This window comes from Bacillus sp. T2.9-1, assembly GCF_950097965.1.
Taxonomy (GTDB): domain Bacteria; phylum Bacillota; class Bacilli; order Bacillales; family Cytobacillaceae; genus Niallia; species Niallia hominis.
This window is the reverse complement of the sequence record NZ_CATNHG010000001.1, coordinates 188,547-209,870: the sequence shown is the minus strand read 5'-3', so window position 1 is coordinate 209,870 and position 21,324 is coordinate 188,547. Positions and strand designations below refer to the sequence as shown.

Genomic DNA, 21,324 nt, shown 5'->3' with positions numbered 1-21,324 from the left:
AGCTTATAATAGGGAAATCTTATCCTATAAATGTTATGAAAACTAACATCATCAATCGTAACTTCTTCTTCGTCGTTTAACATTAAAACAACTATTCTACTTATTCTACAACAACACTTACTTAAACAGATTTAATTCCATACAAGACTCCGACACGGTAGAGAATTTTTTTCATGTCCAATAGGCTGTGATTTATTTAATACTAATTAAAGAGTTTGTTGTATAAACAGCCTATTAATTTTTCTTAATCGCAATTTAATAACCAATTTAAAGGAGGTCGATTATGAGAAAATCTAATGCTACGCTTTCTTATGAACAGTTATTGGCTAATTTCTCTGAAGTAGAAGAAGCACTTTCCAATCAGGAGGCATTAGAAGAAGCAAATCGTTGTCTATATTGTTATGATGCGCCTTGTATAACGGCTTGTCCAACTGGTATTGATATCCCTAGTTTTATTAAAAAAATTGCTTCAGGAAACTTGAAGGGATCTGCGAAGACAATTATGTCAGCAAATCCTGTCGGGGCAAGTTGTTCTAGAGTCTGTCCAACAGAAGAATTGTGTGAGGGAGCTTGTGTGCTGAACAATTCAACAAAACCAATTATGATTGGAAACCTTCAGCGATATGCAACGGATTGGGCGAGGTATAACAACCAGGTACTATTTAAGCGAAATGTCCCTCCAATAAATAAAAGCATCGCAATTGTAGGCGGTGGTCCAGCAGGACTTTCAGCAGCAAGAGAACTGGCGCTACTCGGGTATAATGTCACTATTTTTGAAGCGGAAAGTAATGCGGGAGGTTTAAATACATATGGAATTGTTTCCTTCCGCCTCCCAAAAGAAGTTTCTTATTGGGAAGTAGAACAAGTAAGAGATTTAGAAGTTGAAATCCGGACGAATACAAGGGTTGGAGAGGATATTTCTGTACAAGAGATTCTTGAAAACTATGATTCGGTATTGCTTGCGATTGGAATGGCTAATGTACCTAATATAGGTATTCCAGGTGAAGCATTAACTGGCGTTTATGATGCGATTGAGTTTGTAAAAGAAACAAAGACAAAGCCATTATCGACAGATTTAATTGGAAAAAGGGTTGCGGTAATTGGCGCTGGAAATACAGCGATAGATGCGGCAACTTGTTCCATTCGCTTAGGCGCCGAGAATGTCAAAATAGTATATCGGCGTACAGAAGCCGAAATGTCTGCATATGATTTTGAGTACGAATTTGCAAAACAGGATGGCATTGAATTCAGATGGCTAACTGCTCCGAAAAAAATTATTGGGAATGAAAAGGGAGAAGTTATTGGCTTAGAATGTGTCAAAATGATGCTTGGAGAACCAGATGCAGATGGTCGAAGAAGACCTATTGAACAAGAAAACTCAGAATTTATATTGGAAGTAGATGCTGTAATTAAGGCAATTGGGCAATCTAGATATATAGATTTAATCGAGGAATTCGGATTAGAGCATGATCAAGGAATTGTCAACATTCACTCTGCAACCTATCAAACTAGTAATAGTAAAGTATTCGCATGTGGTGATGTTATATTTGGAAAAGGGCAAGGTGAGGCTATGGTTGTATCAGCGGCACAGCAAGGGAAGGAAAGTGCCTATCGTATTCATCAATCTTTTCTTTCGAAAAAGATGGAAACCGCATAACAAAGGAGGAATAGCATGGCAGACTTACGTGTTGATTTAGCAGGTATTAAATCACCAAACCCGTTTTGGCTAGCTTCTGCTCCGCCAACAAATTCTGGTTATCAAGTGCAACGCGCCTTTGAAGCGGGTTGGGGAGGTGCTGTGTGGAAGACACTAGGAGATCCGATTTTAAATGTATCCTCAAGGTTTGCAGCTGTAAGCTTTAATGGGCAAAGGGTTGCGGGTTTTAATAATATTGAATTAATTACCGACAGACCATTAGATGTAAATTTAAAAGAAATATATGAAACAAAGAAAAGATTTCCCAATCATGCCATAGTTGCTTCTTTAATGGTGGAACCAAAGCAGGAAAAATGGCATGAAATTGTTAAAAAAGTAGAGGCAGTAGGTGTTGATGGATTAGAACTTAATTTTGGCTGTCCACACGGAATGGCAGAAAGAGGAATGGGGGCTGCATCTGGGCAAGTTCCAGAGTTGGTTGAAAAGCAGACATATTGGGTGAAGGAAGTAGCACAGACACCTGTAATTGTAAAATTAACCCCTAATATAACGGATATAACTGCAACTGCAGAAGCAGCAGTGAATGGAGGAGCAGATTCCATTAGTATGATAAATACAATTAATAGTTTAGCAGGGGTAGATATTGATACTTGGGATACGATTCCTCATGTTGCTGGAAAAGGGGCCCATGGTGGCTATTGTGGACCAGCAGTCAAGCCAATCGCATTGCATATGGTAGGAGAATGTGCTAGAAATCCATTAATTAATGTTCCTATTTCAGGAATTGGCGGCATCTCCAATTGGCAAAATGCTGTGGAATTTATGCTAATGGGAGCAACAAATGTGCAAATCTGTACAGCTGCTATGCACCATGGTTTTCGAATCGTCGAAGATATGATAGATGGGTTGAATAATTATTTAGATGATAAAAATCTTTCATCTGTTATGGAATTAGTAGGGAAATCTGTACCGAAATATTCGGACTGGGGAGACCTCGATTTAAATTACCAAATTGTAGCACAAATCAATAATGACGTTTGCATCAATTGCAATAAATGTCATATTGCTTGTGAAGATACAAGTCATCAATGTATTGACATGCTAAAGGATAGTAATGGAAAAAGCTATTTAAAGGTAAGAGAGGAGGATTGTGTAGGATGCAATCTCTGTTCCATTGTATGTCCAGTGGATGGAGCCATTGAAATGATAGAAGTTGCTCATTCTATGCCTGCGATGACATGGAATGAACGACAAGCCGTAATTGGAGCATTTCCTACTGCATTAGGAATAGGAAATAAGTAAATTTTTTCAGCTGAAAAAGATAATGTTCAGACCTAAAAAGTAAATGGAGGAATGACCATGAAAAAAATTATTAAAAATGGTTGTATTGTAACAGCAACTGATACGTATAATGCAGATATTGCAATGGAAAATGGAGTAATTACCCAAATTGCCGAGAACATAATAGATCTTCAGGCTGAAATCATTGATGCAAAAGGAATGTATGTTTTTCCAGGAGGCATTGATCCGCATACGCATTTAGATATGCCGTTTGGGGGGACAATGACGAAAGATGATTTTGAAACAGGAACAATGGCTGCTGCGTTTGGAGGGACGACTTCTATTATTGATTTTTGTTTAACGACGAAAGGAAAAAGCTTAAAAAGCGCAATCGAAACTTGGCATGCCAAAGCTAAAGATAAGGCAGTGATTGATTATGGATTTCATTTGCAAATAGTAGAAGTAACAGATCTGGTGCTAGAGGAACTACAGGAAATGATCACAGAGGAAGGCATCACTTCCTTAAAAGTATTTATGGCATATAAAAATCAATTTCAAGCGGACGACGAGACATTATTTAAGACGTTAATAGCAGCAAAGGAATTAGGCGCACTAGTTATGGTTCATGCAGAAAATGGGGATGTAATTGATTATTTGGTAAAAAAGGCATTGGAAGAAGGAAATACTGACCCCATTTATCATGCATTAACAAGACCACCAGAAGCAGAAGGAGAAGCAACAGGTAGAGCTGCAACATTAACACAGCTAGCCAATTCACAACTTTATGTTGTCCATGTTTCCTGTGCAGAAGCAGTGAAACAATTAGAGGAGGCTAGGAAAAAAGGAGTAGATATTTGGGGAGAAACATGTCCTCAATATTTGGTATTAGATCAATCCTATTTGGAAAAGCCTAATTTTGAAGGAGCGAAGTATGTATGGTCTCCGCCTTTAAGAGAAGCTTGGAATCAAGATGTATTATGGAATGCATTGAAAACTGGTCAACTGCAAACATTAGGATCAGATCAATGTTCATTTGATTTTAAAGGACAGAAAGATTTAGGGAGAGGCGATTTTTCAAAGATACCGAATGGTGGACCAATTATTGAAGATAGAATGAGTATTTTATTTTCTGAAGGTGTAAAAAAAGGAAGAATTACCTTAAATCAATTTGTAGAGATAACTTCCACTCGTGCTGCCAAGTTATTTGGTCTATATCCGAAAAAAGGAACGATTGCTATTGGTGCAGATGCTGATATCGTTCTTTTTGATCCAGAGACAGAAAGAATAATTTCCGCTGAAACACATCATATGGCTGTTGATTATAATCCGTTTGAAGGCATGGAGATTATAGGAGAGCCAGTTACGGTATTTTCAAGAGGAGAATATGTGATTAAAAATAAAGTATTTGTAGGGACAGCAGGTAAAGGTCAGTATTTAAAACGTGCAAAGTATGGAGAAGCATTATCTGCAAAAAGCAAATCACTAACAATGAAGTAGTAATGTATGATTTTTGAATTCTTAATATTCTGAATAAATAAAAGGAAGGTGTTTTATATGTCCCAAAAAAGTAATTATTTAAAATCTCCTGATTTATTGCCGATTAGTCACGAAAAACGAAGTATTGGACCATTTGGTTTTGCGGTTATTTGGGTAGGGATGGCAATTGTACTGGCGGCATTTGCCATTGGCGGGGGAGGGATTATAAACCTTCCTTTAGGTATGGTTATCTTAGCAACAATCATCGGTTCAGTAGCTATAGGAATTCTTATGACGATTATTGGCGATATAGGGGTGGAGCATGGCCTATCGTTTCCTGTTTATATGAGGGCTCCATTTGGAACGATTGGGACACATATTCCTTCTATTGTAAGGGGGGTTACTGCCGCTTGCTGGTTTGGAATTAACACGTATTTTGGATCGACTGCCATTAATGCCATATTAAATTTATTATTTGGCTTTGACAATTGGCTAGTATGCTTTTTTCTCTTTGCTGCATTGCAATTATTAAATACTTCATTAGGGATTAAATCAATTGAACGATTTGCTGATTTGGCGGCACCTATTATTATCCTCATCTCATGCTGGATGTATGTCTCTTTATCTGATAAAGCCATTGCAGATGGAAAGGATGTGTGGACTTGGGTGGAAAGCCCTGTAACAGGGGGAGCTGCTTTTACAGCATTTATGGTCATTGTCATGAGCAATATGGGATTTTGGGCAACATTAGCTGCCGATATGCCTTCTCTCTCTCGTTTTTTTAAAGCACCAAAAGAAGAAAGAAATTGGTTTAAAAGAAATAAAACACAGCTACTAGGAAGCATTGTTGTAATGCCGATTGTGAATACATTTATGATTATCATTGGTGCAGTATCCTATATGGCTGTTTCTAACGCAGATCCTGTCGTTGCTTTGCAAGAAGCTGCAAGTGGTTTCGCATTAGGAATCTTATTATTAATGATTGTTCTTGCACAGTGGTCTACAAATACATCTGCTAACGTTATACCAGCAGCCACTATTTTTTCAAATGTAGGTGGACCAAAGATGCCTTTTTGGGTAGGCGTGGTGATTGCAGGAATTATTGGTGTCATTGCACAGCCATGGAGTTTATTTGAAGTATTAAATAGTGCCCTGCTTGTTATCGGCGGAATTTTAACATCCATTGTAGGAATCTTGTTTGCAGATTACTATCTTTTAAGAAAAAGAAGGGTAAATGTCATCGATTTATATGAACCAGATGGACAATTTCGATATATGAAAGGAATAAATCTTGCTGGATTCATCGCTTGGATTGTTGGTGGAGTGCTGGCAAATCTTCTTTCTTCTTATTCTTCCATCGTTGGTTTTGTTGTAGGATCAGGGCTTTATTATGTATTGGCAAAATATTGGTGGTTTAAAAAATATCCACAAGCAGAAATAGAGGATCCTTGTGATGAAAAATATTTAGGTATCACGGTAAGTCATGACTGGTATATTGATGGAGCAGAAGAGGAAGCTACAGAAATAGAGGATGCAATGGTGGAAAGAGTTTAGTTACTAGAATGTAATTGGAAATATTTAAACAGCGACAGTAAGTGAATGGGAAGCTCCCCTGCTTGAAGTAGATTTATCTTGAATAAATAATCATGTTGAATCCCGTGAAGAAAGACTTTTTAAAAAGGAGGAGTTAGATGTCCGATTATCAGAAATTCTTACATGAGCGTGACCAAATAGATTATTTAATTTCGGACGGCTATCGAATAAAAAGTATATTAGAAGATTTAAATGGTGCGATGGTTCAACTAGAAAAACAGGATAGAACTAATCGACTAGTAGAACAGCAAACACTACGAATCCATACGGCTAACGGAAGAAAATACTTTTCTGTGCTTTTACTAGAGCAATTAAAAATGCATCACGCTTCAAAAAGTTAAAAAAGGGAGTGAATCAAGGATGGAGGGCCAAAAAGTATTAATAAATGGTGATCGCTTAAAAGCTTCATTAGAAAAATTTGCAGACTTTGGTAGGACAGAAAATAATGGCGTTACGAGACTTGCCTTGTCAAAAGAAGATGAGGAGGCTAGAAATTATTTTCGCAGCTGCTGTGAAGAACTGGGGATGATCGTGAGTATTGATGATATGGGAAATATGTATGCCCTTTTGGAGGGGGAAACAGAGCATCCACCAATTGTAATGGGATCTCATTTGGATTCTGTGAAAAAAGGGGGCCGATTTGATGGAGTATTTGGTGTTGCAGCAGGACTTGAGGTCATTAGAACGATTGTAGACAATAGCATTAAACCAAGGATTCCGTTAATGCTTGTTAATTTCACAAATGAAGAAGGAGCAAGGTTCGAACCTTCCATGATGGCTTCAGGTGTTATAACAGGAAAATTTGAAAAAGAAATAATGATGAGAAAAAAAGATGAAAATGGCATTACTTTTGAACAGGCATTAAAAGCAATCGGCTATGATGGGGATAAGAAAAACCGATTAACAAAGGCCACAGCATTACTAGAAATGCATATTGAGCAAGGACCAGTTCTTGAAGCAGAGAATCTAACAATTGGCGTTGTTGAATGTGTTGTTGGAATGGTGTGTTATGAAATAACAGTAAGTGGCGAATCGAATCATGCTGGAACGACGCCAATGTCAATGAGAAAAGATGCGCTTTTTGCTGCTAATGATATAATAGCGGAAATAAGAAAGCAGCTTGGAAAATTAGATAGTGAATTAGTTTTTACGATAGGCAGAATGAATACATATCCTAATATTCATACTGTTATTCCCAATAAGGTGATTTTTACAGTAGAGGCTCGGCATAAGGATCCACTTATTATGAAACAAGTGGAAAGTGTTTTGCAAGATTTAGATACTTCTGTTGAACTAGAAGATTGTAGCTTGACGGCCATAAAACTATGGGATAGAAATACCGTCTGGTTTGATGAAAGGATTTTGGAACAAATAGAAGAGTCCGTAAAAACTTTAGGCTACTCCTATAAGACAATGGCAAGTGGCGCGGGACATGATGCTCAATTTATGGCAAGTGTGGTACCTACAGCGATGATTTTTGTACCAAGTATAAAGGGGAAAAGTCACTGTGAGGAAGAACTAACGCCATGGGAGGATTGTGAGAAGGGTGTAAATGTTTTATTAGAAACTGTCTTAAGTTTAGGAAAACAATAGTAAGAGTAAATAGAACGGTAGCGAAATAGTCGAATGATGGTTGGAGGCTGGTCAAAACAATGGCTAGCCTTTTATTTTGACATAAAGGGGACAGCAAAAATGAAAGGGTTCCAATAATAGCTACAGGTGTTCATTATTTTGAAGTGTTTTTCCTGTCATCCAGAAATGATGTTGTTCTATAAAAGGAACGAAAAAAGAAAAAGTAAAAGGATGTGATTGACTTTTAGGCAATTATAATGATAAAATGTTCTTAAATAAGAACGAATGGTGGAGATGAATCCAAAAGTTATTATTTTATTTTTTTTTGTTCACTTGTTCTTTTTAAAGAACGATTTGTTTTTTAGTAAGACAACTTGATGAAGTCTAACATAGCATTATGAAGAAAAATGAAAGTTGGTGGATTCATTGTCATTAGTAGTAGAAGAGGAAAAAGGTAGTATATCGTTTTTTAGCATGCCTGGTATAAAAAAATCCTATATGAAACCTAGAATTGTAGCACTAATTCCTGCTCACAACGAAGAAAAATCCATTAGAGATTGTTTAGCCGGAATTAATGATCAATTGCTACCAAAAGGCGTAGAGTTAGATGTTTATGTCATCGCAGATAACTGTACAGATCGCACGGAAGAAAAGGCAATAAAGGCAGGCGAAGAATTCGGCTTAAATCTAAAAGTGATTATTACGGAAGGAAATAAACTTCGGAAGGTTGGCGCTTTAAATAGCGGATGGAAATTATTGTATGGGGATATTATGGATTTCTATAATATTCAATTAACCGAATCGCAAGAATTATATAAACAAAGTATTAAAGCGATTCTTGGGATGGATGCAGATAGTCGTTTAGCCCCTAACTGTTTAAAATATCTATGGGAAGGGTTGATGAGTGGCCGCAACATTGGTGGAGTTATGGCTAAATATACAATGCGTATGCCGAAAAAGAAGAGCTTATTAAGCAAACATGATGTCTATTATGAAGAAAAGATAGCTAGCGGTGAGTACGGTGGTCCCATTAGTAGATGGTGGACACATCAGCAAAAACAAGATATGGCAAGCTGGCTATTAGATCTTCAGTATCATGGTGGCAGCACATATGTACTTGGAGGTCAAGCAACCTTATTTCGACCAGAAGCATTGCAAGAAGTAGTAAACCATAATAAATTAGATGGCCCATGGCAGAATGATAGTGATGTAGAAGATATGCTACTTACTTGGCAATTGCAAAAATCGGGATGGAAGACGCTTATTAGTCCAAAGGGCCGCTGCTTTGTAGATGCAATGCGCTCGTACCATACTTTTAGGGAACAACGAAATAAGTGGAATTCCGGAACGGTTGAATTGCTTACAAATAAAGATTTAAGTATTCAGACGCGACACAAGGGGAAAATTTGGCGAAACCAACTAAAGTCATTTTCGGATTTAGTAATACGTGTCCTCTTTGTCATTTTATTAAGTGTTGCATTAGCGACAGATCAATTTTATTGGTCCTGGATATGGTTAACACCAATAGTACTGGCATCTATTCTTAATACGGTTCTTGCTATCAAAACACCGATGCATCGGACAATAGATGTCATTTTTGCGGCACTATTGATTGCTCCCGAAGTTTATTTATGGGTGAATTTAATGACTTTTAGTCAGGTGTGGCTGCAAAAGCTATCTGCTAATAAGAAAGACGGATGGGCAAATCAATATGCTGCCGAGTCAGGAAAAACGCGAAGCAAATTAGCCCAAGGAATCTTGCTTGGAACAATAACTATTTTAATTATCGGCTATATATGTTTTTCTTATCGTGATTTTCTAACAAGTGAGGCTGTTCAACAAGCAATTAATCCATATTTGATGGGTGGTTGGATAACATTAACATACTTGACTATTTTAAAATCTTTCATGATGGCTTATCAAATTTGGACATTGCGCGGAAGACATACAGCTTAAGATTTAATGGAGAAACGTTTAGATAGATTATCTAAGCGTTTTTTTTTGCTTATATGGAGAGGTAAATTCCTATTTTAGACTCCGCAAAATGGTAATAAAACCACATCTAAATAACAGGAAAAAAGAGTGACCACGAAAAATGATTGGTTAAAAATCGAGGAGGAAATCACCCGTCGTTTGCAGCTTTCCTTTATTTTTAATAAGGATTTGTTTATTTCCGATCAACGTAAGAATTCCTTTATCCGCAAACTTTGCAAGTTTTCGACTAATTGTTTCTCTTGTTAAACCTACGTAACTAGAAATCTCTTCTCTTGTAATGGGAAGATTAATCAGAATAGCATTTTGTTTCTCTGTCCCAAAAATTTCACAAAACTCTAGAAGCATATTTGCAATTCTAACTTCAGGGTCTTTTGTCGCTAATGTTCTCGCTAAGTCCTCTGTATGGGCTAAGCGCTTTGTGATTGTTTTTAGAAATTTGAAAGAGATGTCAGGATTATTTGCCATAATTTGATCAAAATCTTGTTTCTTTAAAAGGCATATCTTTGTATCTTCTACTGCATAGCCGCTCAAGTTCATAACCGTATTGTCATGAAAGAGATTTTGTTCTCCAAAGAAATCACCAACTGTTAATAAATGGACAATTTGTTCTTTCCCCTGAACAGTTAATTTAGATAATTTTATTTTTCCACTATGAATAATATAGAGGGAAGTTGATTTTTCCCCTTCCTCTATAATTCTTTCGCCTTTTTTAAAGACTTTATGATGGACAACGTCAGTTATTTTTTGAATTTCTAGTTCGGATAAAGAATGGAAAATTGGCACACGTTTAGGACAAGGCTCATTCGCATATGGTTGCATATAAACACCTCAGTAGAGTTTGTGTATTTTTTCACAATTAATAATGTGAATATCTGAATAAATTATAACAAGGATTGATATGTGATTTCAATCCTATTTTGCTTTGCTTTTTTCTCCTATACTGAAGCTATTCTAAAAAAGGAGAGTGTCAAAATGAATACCATTTTTACAGAGGATACAAAAACAGGTGATATTATTATTAAGTTTCCAGCTGCGAGTAAGCTATTTAAAGAATATAAAATTGACTTTTGCTGTGGAGGGAACCGTCCAATTGGCGAAGTTATTAATTCCTTACAGCTTGAAGAGAAGGATTTAATAAAAGTGCTCAATATTATGTACGAGCAAATGCAAGCAACAGAAGAAGTGGATTGGATGAATATACCGTTAACAGATTTAGTAAACCATATCATTCGCCATTATCATGCACAAACAAGGGATTTACTAGAAGAGTTATCTGCATTTGTGAGTAAAGTATACCGTGTGCATGGAGAAAGAGACACCCATTTGAAAGAAGTATATACCCAATTTTTCTTATTAAAAGATGAATTAGAGCAGCATTTGCTTGGAGAAGAGCAACGAATTTTTCCAAAGATAATGGAATATGATTTAAATAAATCACTTGATATTCTTGAAGAAGCAAGAGCAGAAATTAGTATATTAGAAGAGGAGCATGAAGGGGCAGGAGATATACTGAAAAAAATCCGTCAAGCTACAGAAGATTATTCCATTCCTGTGAATGCATGCAATACCTACAGATTAACCTATTTAAAATTGGAAGAATTAGAAAGCCTAACATTTGATCATATTCATTTAGAGAATAATGTATTGTTTAGAAGGTTATAAAAATCTAAGAAAATATGAGGAGAACCCTCTTTCATTATATTTTTAACCTAGCGCCTCTCCTTTCCATACGTATTTTTATATACGATATGGTAAAATGTGTATGAATAGGAGAACGAAAGGACGGGATGTTTGCGTGAAAATTGGTTGGATTGGATTAGGAAATATGGGAATTCCAATGGCTTTAAATTTAGTAAAGGCTGGATATGAATTAACATTTTATAATCGTACACCAGATAAGGGAGAGGAACTGGCTGAACTAGGTGCTAAACAGGCGACTTCTTTAACAGAATTAGTTAATCAAAGTGATGTCATTTTTACGATGGTATCTGACGATAATGCGGTGAAAAGCATTTATATTGAAAACGGGATTTTATCGCAAGCAGAAGCAGGCAAAGTATTTATTGATGTGAGTACTGTTTCCCCGCAAACATCTCAATTCATATACAACACTGCTTTAGAAAATGGTGTGAAATATCTTGATGCTCCTGTATCAGGAAGTGTTCAGCCAGCAAAGGATGGGAAACTACTAGTTCTGGTCGGCGGAGAGGAAGAAGTGTATGAACAGGTAAAATCGATATTTGAACCGATGAGTAAACTATCTATTTATCTCGGAAATTCTGGAGCTGGCAGTAATGCTAAATTAGCGATCAATCTTTTATTGGGGATTACTGTACAGGGAATTGCTGAATCTGTTCTTTTTGCAGAAAAACAAGGTATTAAGCAGGAGGACATGTTAACCATTATTAATGAGAGTGCGGTCGGAACCGCTATCTCGAAAATGAAAACACCGTCCATATTAAAGAATGAATTTCCTGCTGCATTTGCGCTAAAGCATATGGCAAAAGATTTGCGCTTAGCAAGTGAAACAATGGAATTACAGGCAGTTGGTGCATCTGCCAATAAAACCTACCAGCGTGCACTTGAAAAGGGACTAGGAGAATTAGATGTAATGGCTGTTTTAAAAGAGCTAAAAGGAGATGGATCAACATCGCTTTAATGCGATGTTAGATTCATCTCCTTTACAATTTTTACACTTGTTTCATAGCAGTGAGATTTTCAAGTACATTTATTGCTGCTATAACTTCATCCACCGTATATGAACCCATTAGCTGAAGAGATTCTTTTGGATTAACAGCATGTGCAGCAATTTTATGCAAGGCTTCTGGTTGATTGTCGACAATATTTAACTCGGCTAAATTGGTAGGGAATCCAAGCTTTTGATAATACAATAATAATGCTTCGATTTCGTCTAGGCGATTTTCTAAAGCAAGCTGAACTAAAATGCCAAATGCTACCTTTTGTCCATGAAGGATTGTATGTGTTTCTTCAATAAAGCTTAGTCCGTTGTGGACGGCATGCGCTCCAGACATTCTGCCATATCTTCCTCCAAATCCACCTACTGTTCCTGCTAAAGTGATGACTGCTTCAATCGTTTTAGTAAAGCTTGGTGTAACATTACCTGCTTCACTGTTTTGAACAGCTTCAATACTTTCTTTTAGCAAAATATCGCGGATAAATACAGACTGGCTTAAAGCAGCTTGGACAAATAAAGATTGTGATCTTTCATCGTTCGCATTGCGAATAATAGCTTCTGCTTCATACCACTTTGTTAATGTATCACCAATACCACTTTTTAAATAATCAATTGGCGCATGTATTAAAAAGGAAGGATCGATTAATGTTAAATAACTAGAACGACGATGATAAGCAACTCGTTCAAACACTCCTTCGGGCGAATAAATGACACTTAATGGAGTACTAGCAGCACAGGTTCCTGCAACGGTTGGAATTAATACCACTTCGATATTTAGTTGATTTGCAATAGCTTTAGCCGTATCTAAAACAAGACCACCACCAATGCCGACAATTACATCTGTACCTGTACACGTTTGAGAGATTTGATCTACTGCTTGTTGAGAACTATAGCCTGTATGCTGAATAACTTGCCAATCAATAGGAATAGAATCAACATACTGTGAAAATGCTTGAAAAGACTTATAGCCTGTTATAATAGTAGGAGATTGAAAAGGAGACAGAAAACTACTTAATTCCTTTAGAATTCCTTCTTTACAAATGTATTGATTAGGACCACTTCTAACGATATCCTCTGGTTGAATTTGCATGTTTTTTCCTCCTTACAATAATCCAATAGTAATAAATTCTATTATTCTAAAAATTATACAACTTTTGAGAACCGAAAAGTAGATATTCTTATAAATTTCATAAAGAAAGAAGAGTGCTTGAGAAATTTGCTATAGTAAAGAGAAGAATCTTTCTGTTTGGGGGAGTCCTATGATTATTTGGATTAATGGAACATTTGGTTCAGGAAAAACGACAACAGCCTATGAGTTAGAAAAAAGAGTAGAAAAAGCATTTGTTTTTGATCCAGAAAGCTTTGGATATGTATTGATGAAAAATATCCCTAAGTCCTTACAAAAGGAAGACTTTCAAGATTTTCCTATTTGGAGAGAAACAAACTATTCCTTATTAAAGCAAATCGCCATAAATTATGAAGGGATCATTATTGTACCGATGACAATCACAAATGAAGAATACTTTCACGAAATTCTCTCTCGATTACGGAAGGATCAAATACGTGTTAAGCATGTTACACTTATGGCATCGAAAGCTACCATTAAAAAAAGGTTACGGAGCAGATTAGAAGGAGAAAATTCTTGGGCATACAAACAAGCAGCAGCTAGATTACAGCAGCTACAAAGACCATTATTTAAAGAACATGTAGAGACAGATGATTTAACTGTAGAGGAAGTCTTAGAGAAAATTGCACAAGTTACAGGTTTAAAACTGAAAGAAGAGAAAAGAAGTCTACTTAGAAAAAGAATGGATCGATTCTTGATTAAGCTAAAAAGAGATTAGCTTATTTAAGTAAAGGTAAATAAATTAAATGAATAATGGTGGTATAAATTGAAAGATATTATTTTTCGTTTATTAGATTTTATTAATAATTACAAAACAAAAGATACAAATTATTCCATTGCATTAGCTCTATTAAAGGATGTACATCATATTGCTAGTATGAATATCAGCATTTTGGCAGAATCCTGCTATACCTCACCAGCCGCAATTACGAGATTCTGCAAGAAAATTGGCTATGCCTCTTTTCAAGAATTTAAAGATATAGCAAAAAATGATAGGCTAGAAAATCCAGTGGATGAATATATTGATCATGGATTACAAGGGAATGAAGTTGGCGCAGAACTTCAAAAACAGTTTTATCAAAAAATGGTAGAGTGGCTTGACACAATGGAAAAAGGGATGGATGTGGCGAATGTGAGGAAAATTTTAGACGTTATTCATCGTTCTAAGAAGGTTTCTTTTTTTGGAACCCAGTTATCACAAGCAATGGCCCAAGACTTCCAATATCGTTTAGTAAAGTATGGGAAGTTTATTCATGCCTTTTCAGATATACAAGAGCAAATGGAGGATGTAGCAGAATTAGACGAACATTCTGTTGCAATAATCACAAGTCCTTCTGGAAGGTTTATAGAAGGAAATAGGGAGTTGATCCAATCTATCCAAAGGAGTAAAGCAAAAATAATAATCATTACTCATAATGAAAAGGTTCCATTTATTGACACAGCTGATATAGTATATCGACTCCATGGAAAAACATATGATCGAACTGGTTTCTCCTCTGAACGATTTGGTCTTATGTACTTTTTTGATTTTGCCATTGGATTTTATCAAAAGCTTTATCCGGTTAAGCGTACAAAATAATTTGGTGTAATGGGGGAATTGTGCGTTATTACTGTGGAAATAGGGTAATTTCTTTGCTTTGACCTGCAATTTTTAAATTGGTACTATGAGTACGAGGTGACATAATGATGGAAAAAAATTTTCAAGCAGTCGTAGTTGATAATAAAGATGGTAATTTTTCAGTAGAAACAAAGCAAGTTTTTTTAGAAGATTTATCTTCTGGTGAAGTAGTTATCAAGGTTCATTATTCTGGAGTGAATTATAAAGATGGACTTGCTAGTACACCTGATGGGAAAATTGTCCGCTCCTATCCCCATATTCCAGGAATTGATTTGGCAGGTACTGTCGTTTCCTCAGAAGATAGCCGTTTTAAAGAAGGGGATCAAGTCATTGCGACTAGCTATGAAATTGGTGTATCTCATTCTGGTGGTTATAGTGAATATGCTCGTATTCCAGCTGATTGGATCGTACCACTGCCAACAGGATTAAGCCTGAAAGAAGCGATGATTGTCGGAACAGCAGGATTCACGGCAGCTCTTTCTGTGCAACGATTATTGGATAATGGGATGAAACCAGAAAATGGACCTGTATTGGTTACAGGTGCAACTGGTGGTGTAGGTAGCTTCGGTGTTGCCATGCTTTCTAAATTAGGCTTTAACGTTGTTGCAAGTTCAGGAAAGAAAGAGGCAGAAGACTATTTAACAAGCATCGGAGCATCAAGTGTCATCGGAAGAGAAGACGTGTATAACGGCAAGGTAAAAGCAATGGACAAGCAGTTATGGGCTGGAGCAGTTGACCCTGTCGGTGGAGAATCGTTGGCAGCTATTCTTAGTAAAATAACCTACGGCGGATCAGTTGCAGTAAGTGGTTTAACAGGTGGAGGAGCTGTACCGACAAGTGTATTTCCATTTATCCTGCGAGGAGTAAATCTCCTTGGAATCGACTCCGTTTATTGTCCAATGGAGAAAAGACAAAAAATCTGGGAGCGAATCGCAACTGATTTAAAGCCAGAAGCTCTTACTTCTTTTATATACAAAGAAGTAACTTTAGAGCAACTTCCTAATGAACTGCCAACTATTTTAGAAGGCGGAATAACAGGAAGAATCATTGTTGCTGTAGTATAAAAAAAGGTGAGGCTGTTCTTACGGAATAGCCTCTAAAAAAGGATGAGTCCAATTATTATGCTTTACAAACCTCGTACAGTATCTCCAGAAATATTCGTTTTAAATTCCTTGAATAAGCGGTTGGAACTTAGTGCGAATGAAAAACAATATTTAGTTAATTTGCAAAAAGGTTTTGAAGGAGAAAAAATGTTTGATAGCTTCACGGAAAAACTTATAGAAAATGGCTATATCATCCATGATTTATTGCTCCAAACGAACAATAACATTTTTCAGATTGACTCCACAATCATCACATTAGAAGAAATTCATCTTTTTGAAATAAAGAATTACGAAGGAGATTATTACTATCAAAATGATCGCATCTATACGATGAATCATAAGGAAATCAGTAATCCATTAAATCAAATAAGAAGGAATGAAACACTATTTCAACAAATACTTCAAAAGCATGGTTTGGAGAATAAAACAATCACTTCCTCTGTTGTTTTTATTAATCCTGAGTTTACCCTATATCAAGCACCATTAACGTTACCTTTTATTTTTCCAACACAAATCCAGCGATATTTAAAAAGAATAAATCATCATTCCCAAAAGACAAACAAATCTCAGAAGCAACTAGCTGAAAAATTAACATCCTTGCATATTAATAAGTCCCCTTTTTCAAAATTACCTCCATATGAATTTAAAGAATTAAAGAAAGGGATTTTCTGCGAAGTGTGCAACTCATTCGAAGTAGCAGAAGCAGGAACGAATGTACTTTGCAAAGAATGTGGACATGAAGAAGCATTCGAAAAGGTGGTATTACGAAATGTAGAAGAACTTAAGATACTTTTCCCCAATGAAAAAATAACAACACCCCTATTATATAATTGGTGTAGAATCATTGCTTCGAAGAAAAGGATCCGGAAAATATTAGAAAAGCATTATAAGCTAATCGGAAACAATCGTTGGAGTTATTTTGAATAATTATTGAAAGAATGATTAAGTTTATTGTTCTTGAGTGGGAAAGAAATAGAGACAGTCTGCCCCCCCTTTTTTTTAAAAAAGAGAATTGGAAGGGAATAGAGAGCGCCTCTCTGAGCCCGAAATGCAGCAAAAGAAGGTGCAAAGGTAACAGAGAGCGTCTCTCTAAGCCCGAAATGCGGAAAAAGGAGTAGCAAAGGTAACAGAGAGCGCCTCTCTGAGCCCGAAATGCAGCAAAAGAAGGTGCAAAGGTAACAGAGAGCGCCTCTGAGCCCGAAATGCAGCAAAAGAAGGTGCAAAGGTAACAGAGAACGCGTCTCTAAGCCCGAAATGCAGCAAAAGAAGGTGCAAAGGTAACAGAGAGCGCCTCTCTAAGCCCGAAATGCGGAAAAAGGAGTAGCAAAGGTAACAGAGAGCGCCTCTCTGAGCCCGAAATGCGGAAAAAGGAGTAGCAAAGGTAACAGAGAGCGCCTCTCTAAGCCCGAAATCCAGCAAAAGAAGGTGTAAAGGTAACAGAGAGCGCCTCTCTAAGCCCGAAATGCAGCAAAAGAAGGTGCAAAGGTAACAGAGAGCGCCTCTCTGATCCCGAAATGCGGAAAAAGAAGGTGCAAAGGTAACAGAGAGCGCCTCTCTAAGCCCGAAATGCAGCAAAAGAAGGTGTAAAGGTAACAGAGAGCGCCTCTCTAAGCCCGAAATGCGGAAAAAGGAGTAGCAAAGGTAACAGAGAGCGCCTCTCTAAGCCCGAAATGCAGCAAAAGAAGGTGCAAAGGTAACAGAGAGCGCCTCTCTAAGCCCGAAATGCGGAAAAAGGAGTAGCAAAGGTAACAGAGAGAGCGTCTCTGAGCCCGAAATCCAGCAAAAGAAGGTGCAAAGGTAACAGAGAGCGTCTCTCTAAGCCCGAAATGCGGAAAAAGGAGAGGCAAAGGTAACAGAGAACGCGTCTCTGAGCCCGAAATTCAGCAAAAGAAAGTGCGAAGGTAACAGAGAGCGCCTCTCTAAGCCCGAAATCCGGAAAAAGGAGAGGCAAAGGTAACAGAGAACGCGTCTCTGAGCCCGAAATTCAGCAAAAGAAAGTGCGAAGGTAACAGAGAGCGCCTCTCTAAGCCCGAAATCCGGAAAAAACAGTAACCAACGTAACAGAACCCCCATATCTAAGCCCCCACAATCTCCCCACAAACAAATTATTGGAATAAAACACCAAATAAATGGATAATCTAATTAAAAAACTAAAAATGTAGGTTGTTTATGAATAGAAAACAAATAGTTATGGATGGTTTATTCCTCACTTCTTTATTAGCTATCGTTTATTTAACAATGTTTCCCAATATGTATTTAGGAACTGGTATCGCCAAAGGGGGACATAATTTTACACCCTTTTTGATGATAACGGAGATTTTCCTAGATGGTAGTGTATTTTCTGCTATTGTAAATAATATTGGAAATATCGCTATGTTTATTCCATTTGGATTACTTTACCCGTTAACCTTTCCGAAAAAAAGTTCGTTTCTCCCCGTGCTATTAGCGGGAGCAGGGCTTTCATGCTCTATTGAAATGATTCAATGGTTTATGGAAAATAGATGGAGTGATATAGACGATTTGATTTTAAATACATTTGGGACTGTATTGGGATACGGAATATATCGAGGAATTAGGAGAATGAAGAAAAGAATTTCTATATTTCTTTGAAAAGTCTTGCAAAGTTGGTTTTTAAAAAAACGGCATGCCTGTATAATACAGGTATTAGCTGTTTTTTTATTTATCCATATTCATGGAATAATTACTCTCCTCATTAGGAGAAACAAATGTTTTTTTAGGAAAACGGACCATTAGAAGCGATAAGTATGCTGCTTTTTATTTACTATTAATGTAGCGTTTTTATATATGTTTTTGGAAAATTTACAGTAAATTCCTATTAAAGAGAAGAAAGGGGAGAGGATAATGGAAAAAAGCCTGATACAGCAGCAAATAGTAACGAAGGATAGTAAAGGTTTTTTTCTTTCCGGTGAGGGTGCTGATACAATAGTCATTTCGCCAAACGTTGATGAAAGCTTCGTGAAAAAATATCTTAATCCCATTAGTACCTATCATATGCCGAGTGAATTAAAGAAAAGCGGTGATAAAGAAATAGACGCCTATCCGCCGCTATTTACCATGATTCAGCCTGAGTCAGGTGAATTCGTTATAGGAAAATCTAATTTTGCACCTGCAGAAAGCTCGAAGCAAAAGAATCGTCTTTTTGTACATAATTATATTATTCCGGCAAATAGAAAAGAAGAATGGATCCTTCAGCCTTCCCAAATTTTTCATATTGATCAATTTTATGGTTTGGAAGATATGGAAAATCTAAAGGGGAAACTAGAAGAAATCGACCATATACCTTATAAAAACGAAAATATATATGCTAAAAAGCAAGAACTGTTTCATGTTTTACAGTTGGATGAAAAGAAATATAAGGAGCTGCTGTGTGCGTGTATTACTGCAGTTGCTGAAAAGAAAAGAGTCTATATATCGTTTCAGGCTCCACCTAACATACAACATAAATATGCCATGTGGCTATTGGAGTTACTATTTCTATATATGCCCTATGAAACAAGAAAACTGTTTGGAGCAACCACATTTCATAATGAACCGGAGATTATCGAAAATATCCATGTTATGTTTGTAGAACAAGGATCGATTCGTCTACGAAACAGAGCGGTGGAAAATCAATTTACATTTGATTTAAGTCAGCATAAAAGCAGTGGATTAACCTTTAAGGAAGAAGAACATGATTATCTCCATTTCGCTTATGAAGCACTTCAGACTGCCACGGAGCTTGACGAGTTTTTCATATACTGTGAGCGGGCCTTACAAGGATTAGATCAGCAAAAGAAACTAACTATTCAAACATATGATGATTTATTTCTGCTGTTTTATATGGAGAAGCTAGATTACTATTTTTATGAAAAGGATAAAGTAGGCACTTTACAAATGCTGTTAGCTTTTCTTCAAAAAAATCATCGAGAAAAAGTGGAATTGGTAAATATATTCACACACTTGCTTCAAAGAGAAGAAAGAATGAAGGATGCTTCCATTGTACAGGATTATTTGAGATTCGTTTTGGAAATTCAAAAGGCAGTAGAACATGTAAATGTTGTTGACTTTATAGTGAAAAGCCTTGCTTACTATGAAGGAGAAGCTATCTGTCAATCACTATGGGGGATTTTAGAAAAATACCCAGACATTTATCAGCAAGTTTTATCTTATATGAGTGATATTTTTTCTTACGCTGAGATGATGGAAGATTACTTAAAGGATAAATTTAGCTTTCAACATTCATTAGCAGATGTATTGATTAATATAAAGAGCTTATTAAATGTTAATTCCTCTTTTGAACATAATGCGATATTCTTAAAATTAACGAAAAATAGACTAGTGTATGAAGTTAAAAAAAGTAGTCATCCTATTTCTGTCGTTTTTGAAGTAATTACATACTTTGAACGATCCATTCCATTTCAAACATATAAACGAATGGCTCTGCCAGATGTAAAGGCACAGCTTTTGGTGCAATTACAGCTAGAAAAAGTGAATCTAGTAGATGTGAAAAATTTTGGGGAAATATTTTTACTAGATAAAGAGGAACATAGCTTTGAAATTAAAGGCTGGGAGAAGGAGAAATTTGAGGTGTTAGAGCTGCTATATACCTACTTCTATCTTCCTATTGAACAAACACAGCATGTATTTCGGATGGCAAGTACTCCAATCAAGGCGAAAGCAAGTGATTTGGCACAGGAGATTATCAAAGAAAATGGCCTTTTTAAACCATATGAACGTTTCCTCCTTTTGTTCCCAGGCGGAATGGAAGGGGTGGAATTTCGCCAAGTATTTTCGAATATAGCCATCTATGGATCAGAAGATGAAATGCTTGATTATATAGAATGGTCTCTGAAAAAATATGGGACAAGTCCAAGATTTAGCCATGCTTTAAAGGACTATTTAATAACAGATCGAAACTCCATATGGAAGAAAAAAGACATGAAAAAAGAATTAACAAGTATCCGGTCACAATCATTGAAGAAGTTATTAAAAGAGGTGCGTGAGCAAACGGCAAATCCAGGAGTAAGGTTTTTTCGAAAATATGGTGTACTATTAATCGTACTTGTCATTTTGGGAGTCGTTGGTTATTTTTATGTGAATTAATCGAAAAAAAGGAGTATCTTTTAAAAAAGGATGCTTCTTTTTTTATAGAATCTATTCCATTAATAGAGTAATTTTAGGAATGGAGTGAAGTTTAATCAAGTGGAA

Annotated in this window: 17 protein-coding genes; 15 read left to right on the top strand and 2 right to left on the bottom strand. The window is 36.5% G+C overall.

All coding sequences use genetic code 11. The features are described 5' to 3' along the window. The first annotated feature begins 283 nt into the window (after nt 1-283). From QQZ16_RS00950 to QQZ16_RS00920, 7 genes are all read left to right on the top strand, one after another. On the top strand, nt 284-1,657 hold the full coding sequence (locus QQZ16_RS00950) for an NAD(P)-dependent oxidoreductase (protein WP_031540422.1): 1,374 nt from the start codon (nt 284-286) through the stop codon (nt 1,655-1,657). 15 nt (nt 1,658-1,672) lie between these two features. Beyond that, nucleotides 1,673-2,959, top strand: coding sequence for an NAD-dependent dihydropyrimidine dehydrogenase subunit PreA (gene preA / locus QQZ16_RS00945; RefSeq protein WP_031540421.1), 1,287 nt, complete (start codon nt 1,673-1,675; stop codon nt 2,957-2,959). A gap of 57 nt (nt 2,960-3,016) precedes the next feature. Then, entirely contained in the window at nt 3,017-4,435 is a 1,419-nt protein-coding gene (gene hydA / locus QQZ16_RS00940; RefSeq protein ID WP_031540420.1) for a dihydropyrimidinase, read from the top strand. Nucleotides 4,436-4,492: 57 nt separating this feature from the next. Next, entirely contained in the window at nt 4,493-5,968 is a 1,476-nt protein-coding gene (locus tag QQZ16_RS00935; protein WP_031540419.1) for an NCS1 family transporter, read from the top strand. Between the two features lie 137 nt (nt 5,969-6,105). Further along, the gene (locus tag QQZ16_RS00930) at nt 6,106-6,348 is read left to right on the top strand and encodes a hypothetical protein (RefSeq protein ID WP_031540418.1); all 243 of its coding nucleotides are present in this window, start codon (nt 6,106-6,108) and stop codon (nt 6,346-6,348) included. A gap of 19 nt (nt 6,349-6,367) precedes the next feature. Further along, nucleotides 6,368-7,600: a Zn-dependent hydrolase gene (locus QQZ16_RS00925; protein ID WP_284560990.1), complete on the top strand. Its 1,233-nt coding sequence runs from the start codon at nt 6,368-6,370 to the stop codon at nt 7,598-7,600. Between the two features lie 453 nt (nt 7,601-8,053). Next, nucleotides 8,054-9,535, top strand: a complete 1,482-nt coding sequence (locus tag QQZ16_RS00920; RefSeq protein ID WP_235250683.1) for a glycosyltransferase family 2 protein — start codon at nt 8,054-8,056, stop codon at nt 9,533-9,535. Nucleotides 9,536-9,682: 147 nt separating this feature from the next. Here the strand turns inward: QQZ16_RS00920 and QQZ16_RS00915 are convergent, their stop codons facing one another. After that, a complete protein-coding gene (locus QQZ16_RS00915; RefSeq protein ID WP_284560989.1) occupies nt 9,683-10,393 on the bottom strand; it encodes a Crp/Fnr family transcriptional regulator in 711 nt (236 codons plus the stop codon). A 153-nt stretch (nt 10,394-10,546) separates the two neighbouring features. Between QQZ16_RS00915 and ric the strand changes: the two genes are divergently transcribed. Both ric and QQZ16_RS00905 read left to right on the top strand, forming a co-directional pair. Continuing rightward, nucleotides 10,547-11,236, top strand: coding sequence for an iron-sulfur cluster repair di-iron protein (gene ric, locus QQZ16_RS00910; RefSeq protein WP_109767403.1), 690 nt, complete (start codon nt 10,547-10,549; stop codon nt 11,234-11,236). Between the two features lie 133 nt (nt 11,237-11,369). Then, nucleotides 11,370-12,233 (top strand): NAD(P)-dependent oxidoreductase, encoded by an 864-nt coding sequence (locus QQZ16_RS00905; RefSeq protein WP_109767404.1) that lies wholly within the window; start codon nt 11,370-11,372, stop codon nt 12,231-12,233. A gap of 31 nt (nt 12,234-12,264) precedes the next feature. Here the strand turns inward: QQZ16_RS00905 and QQZ16_RS00900 are convergent, their stop codons facing one another. Continuing rightward, a complete protein-coding gene (locus QQZ16_RS00900; protein WP_109767435.1) occupies nt 12,265-13,353 on the bottom strand; it encodes an iron-containing alcohol dehydrogenase family protein in 1,089 nt (362 codons plus the stop codon). A 175-nt stretch (nt 13,354-13,528) separates the two neighbouring features. Between QQZ16_RS00900 and QQZ16_RS00895 the strand changes: the two genes are divergently transcribed. The 6 genes from QQZ16_RS00895 (at nt 13,529) to QQZ16_RS00870 (ending at nt 21,219) form a co-directional block, all read left to right on the top strand. Beyond that, nucleotides 13,529-14,113, top strand: coding sequence for an AAA family ATPase (locus QQZ16_RS00895; RefSeq protein ID WP_109767405.1), 585 nt, complete (start codon nt 13,529-13,531; stop codon nt 14,111-14,113). Between the two features lie 48 nt (nt 14,114-14,161). Beyond that, a complete protein-coding gene (locus tag QQZ16_RS00890) occupies nt 14,162-14,974 on the top strand; it encodes a MurR/RpiR family transcriptional regulator (protein WP_109767406.1) in 813 nt (270 codons plus the stop codon). Between the two features lie 107 nt (nt 14,975-15,081). Continuing rightward, nucleotides 15,082-16,077 carry an NADPH:quinone oxidoreductase family protein gene (locus tag QQZ16_RS00885; protein WP_251627690.1) on the top strand — a complete coding sequence of 332 codons (996 nt, stop codon included), beginning with the start codon at nt 15,082-15,084 and terminating at the stop codon, nt 16,075-16,077. 42 nt (nt 16,078-16,119) lie between these two features. Beyond that, complete coding sequence (locus QQZ16_RS00880) at nt 16,120-17,043, top strand: nuclease-related domain-containing protein (RefSeq protein ID WP_284560988.1); 924 nt, start codon at nt 16,120-16,122, stop codon at nt 17,041-17,043. 1,242 nt (nt 17,044-18,285) lie between these two features. Continuing rightward, nucleotides 18,286-18,726 carry a VanZ family protein gene (locus tag QQZ16_RS00875; protein ID WP_284560987.1) on the top strand — a complete coding sequence of 147 codons (441 nt, stop codon included), beginning with the start codon at nt 18,286-18,288 and terminating at the stop codon, nt 18,724-18,726. 252 nt (nt 18,727-18,978) lie between these two features. Continuing rightward, entirely contained in the window at nt 18,979-21,219 is a 2,241-nt protein-coding gene (locus tag QQZ16_RS00870; protein ID WP_284560986.1) for a GAP1-N2 domain-containing protein, read from the top strand. Nucleotides 21,220-21,324 lie beyond the last annotated feature (105 nt).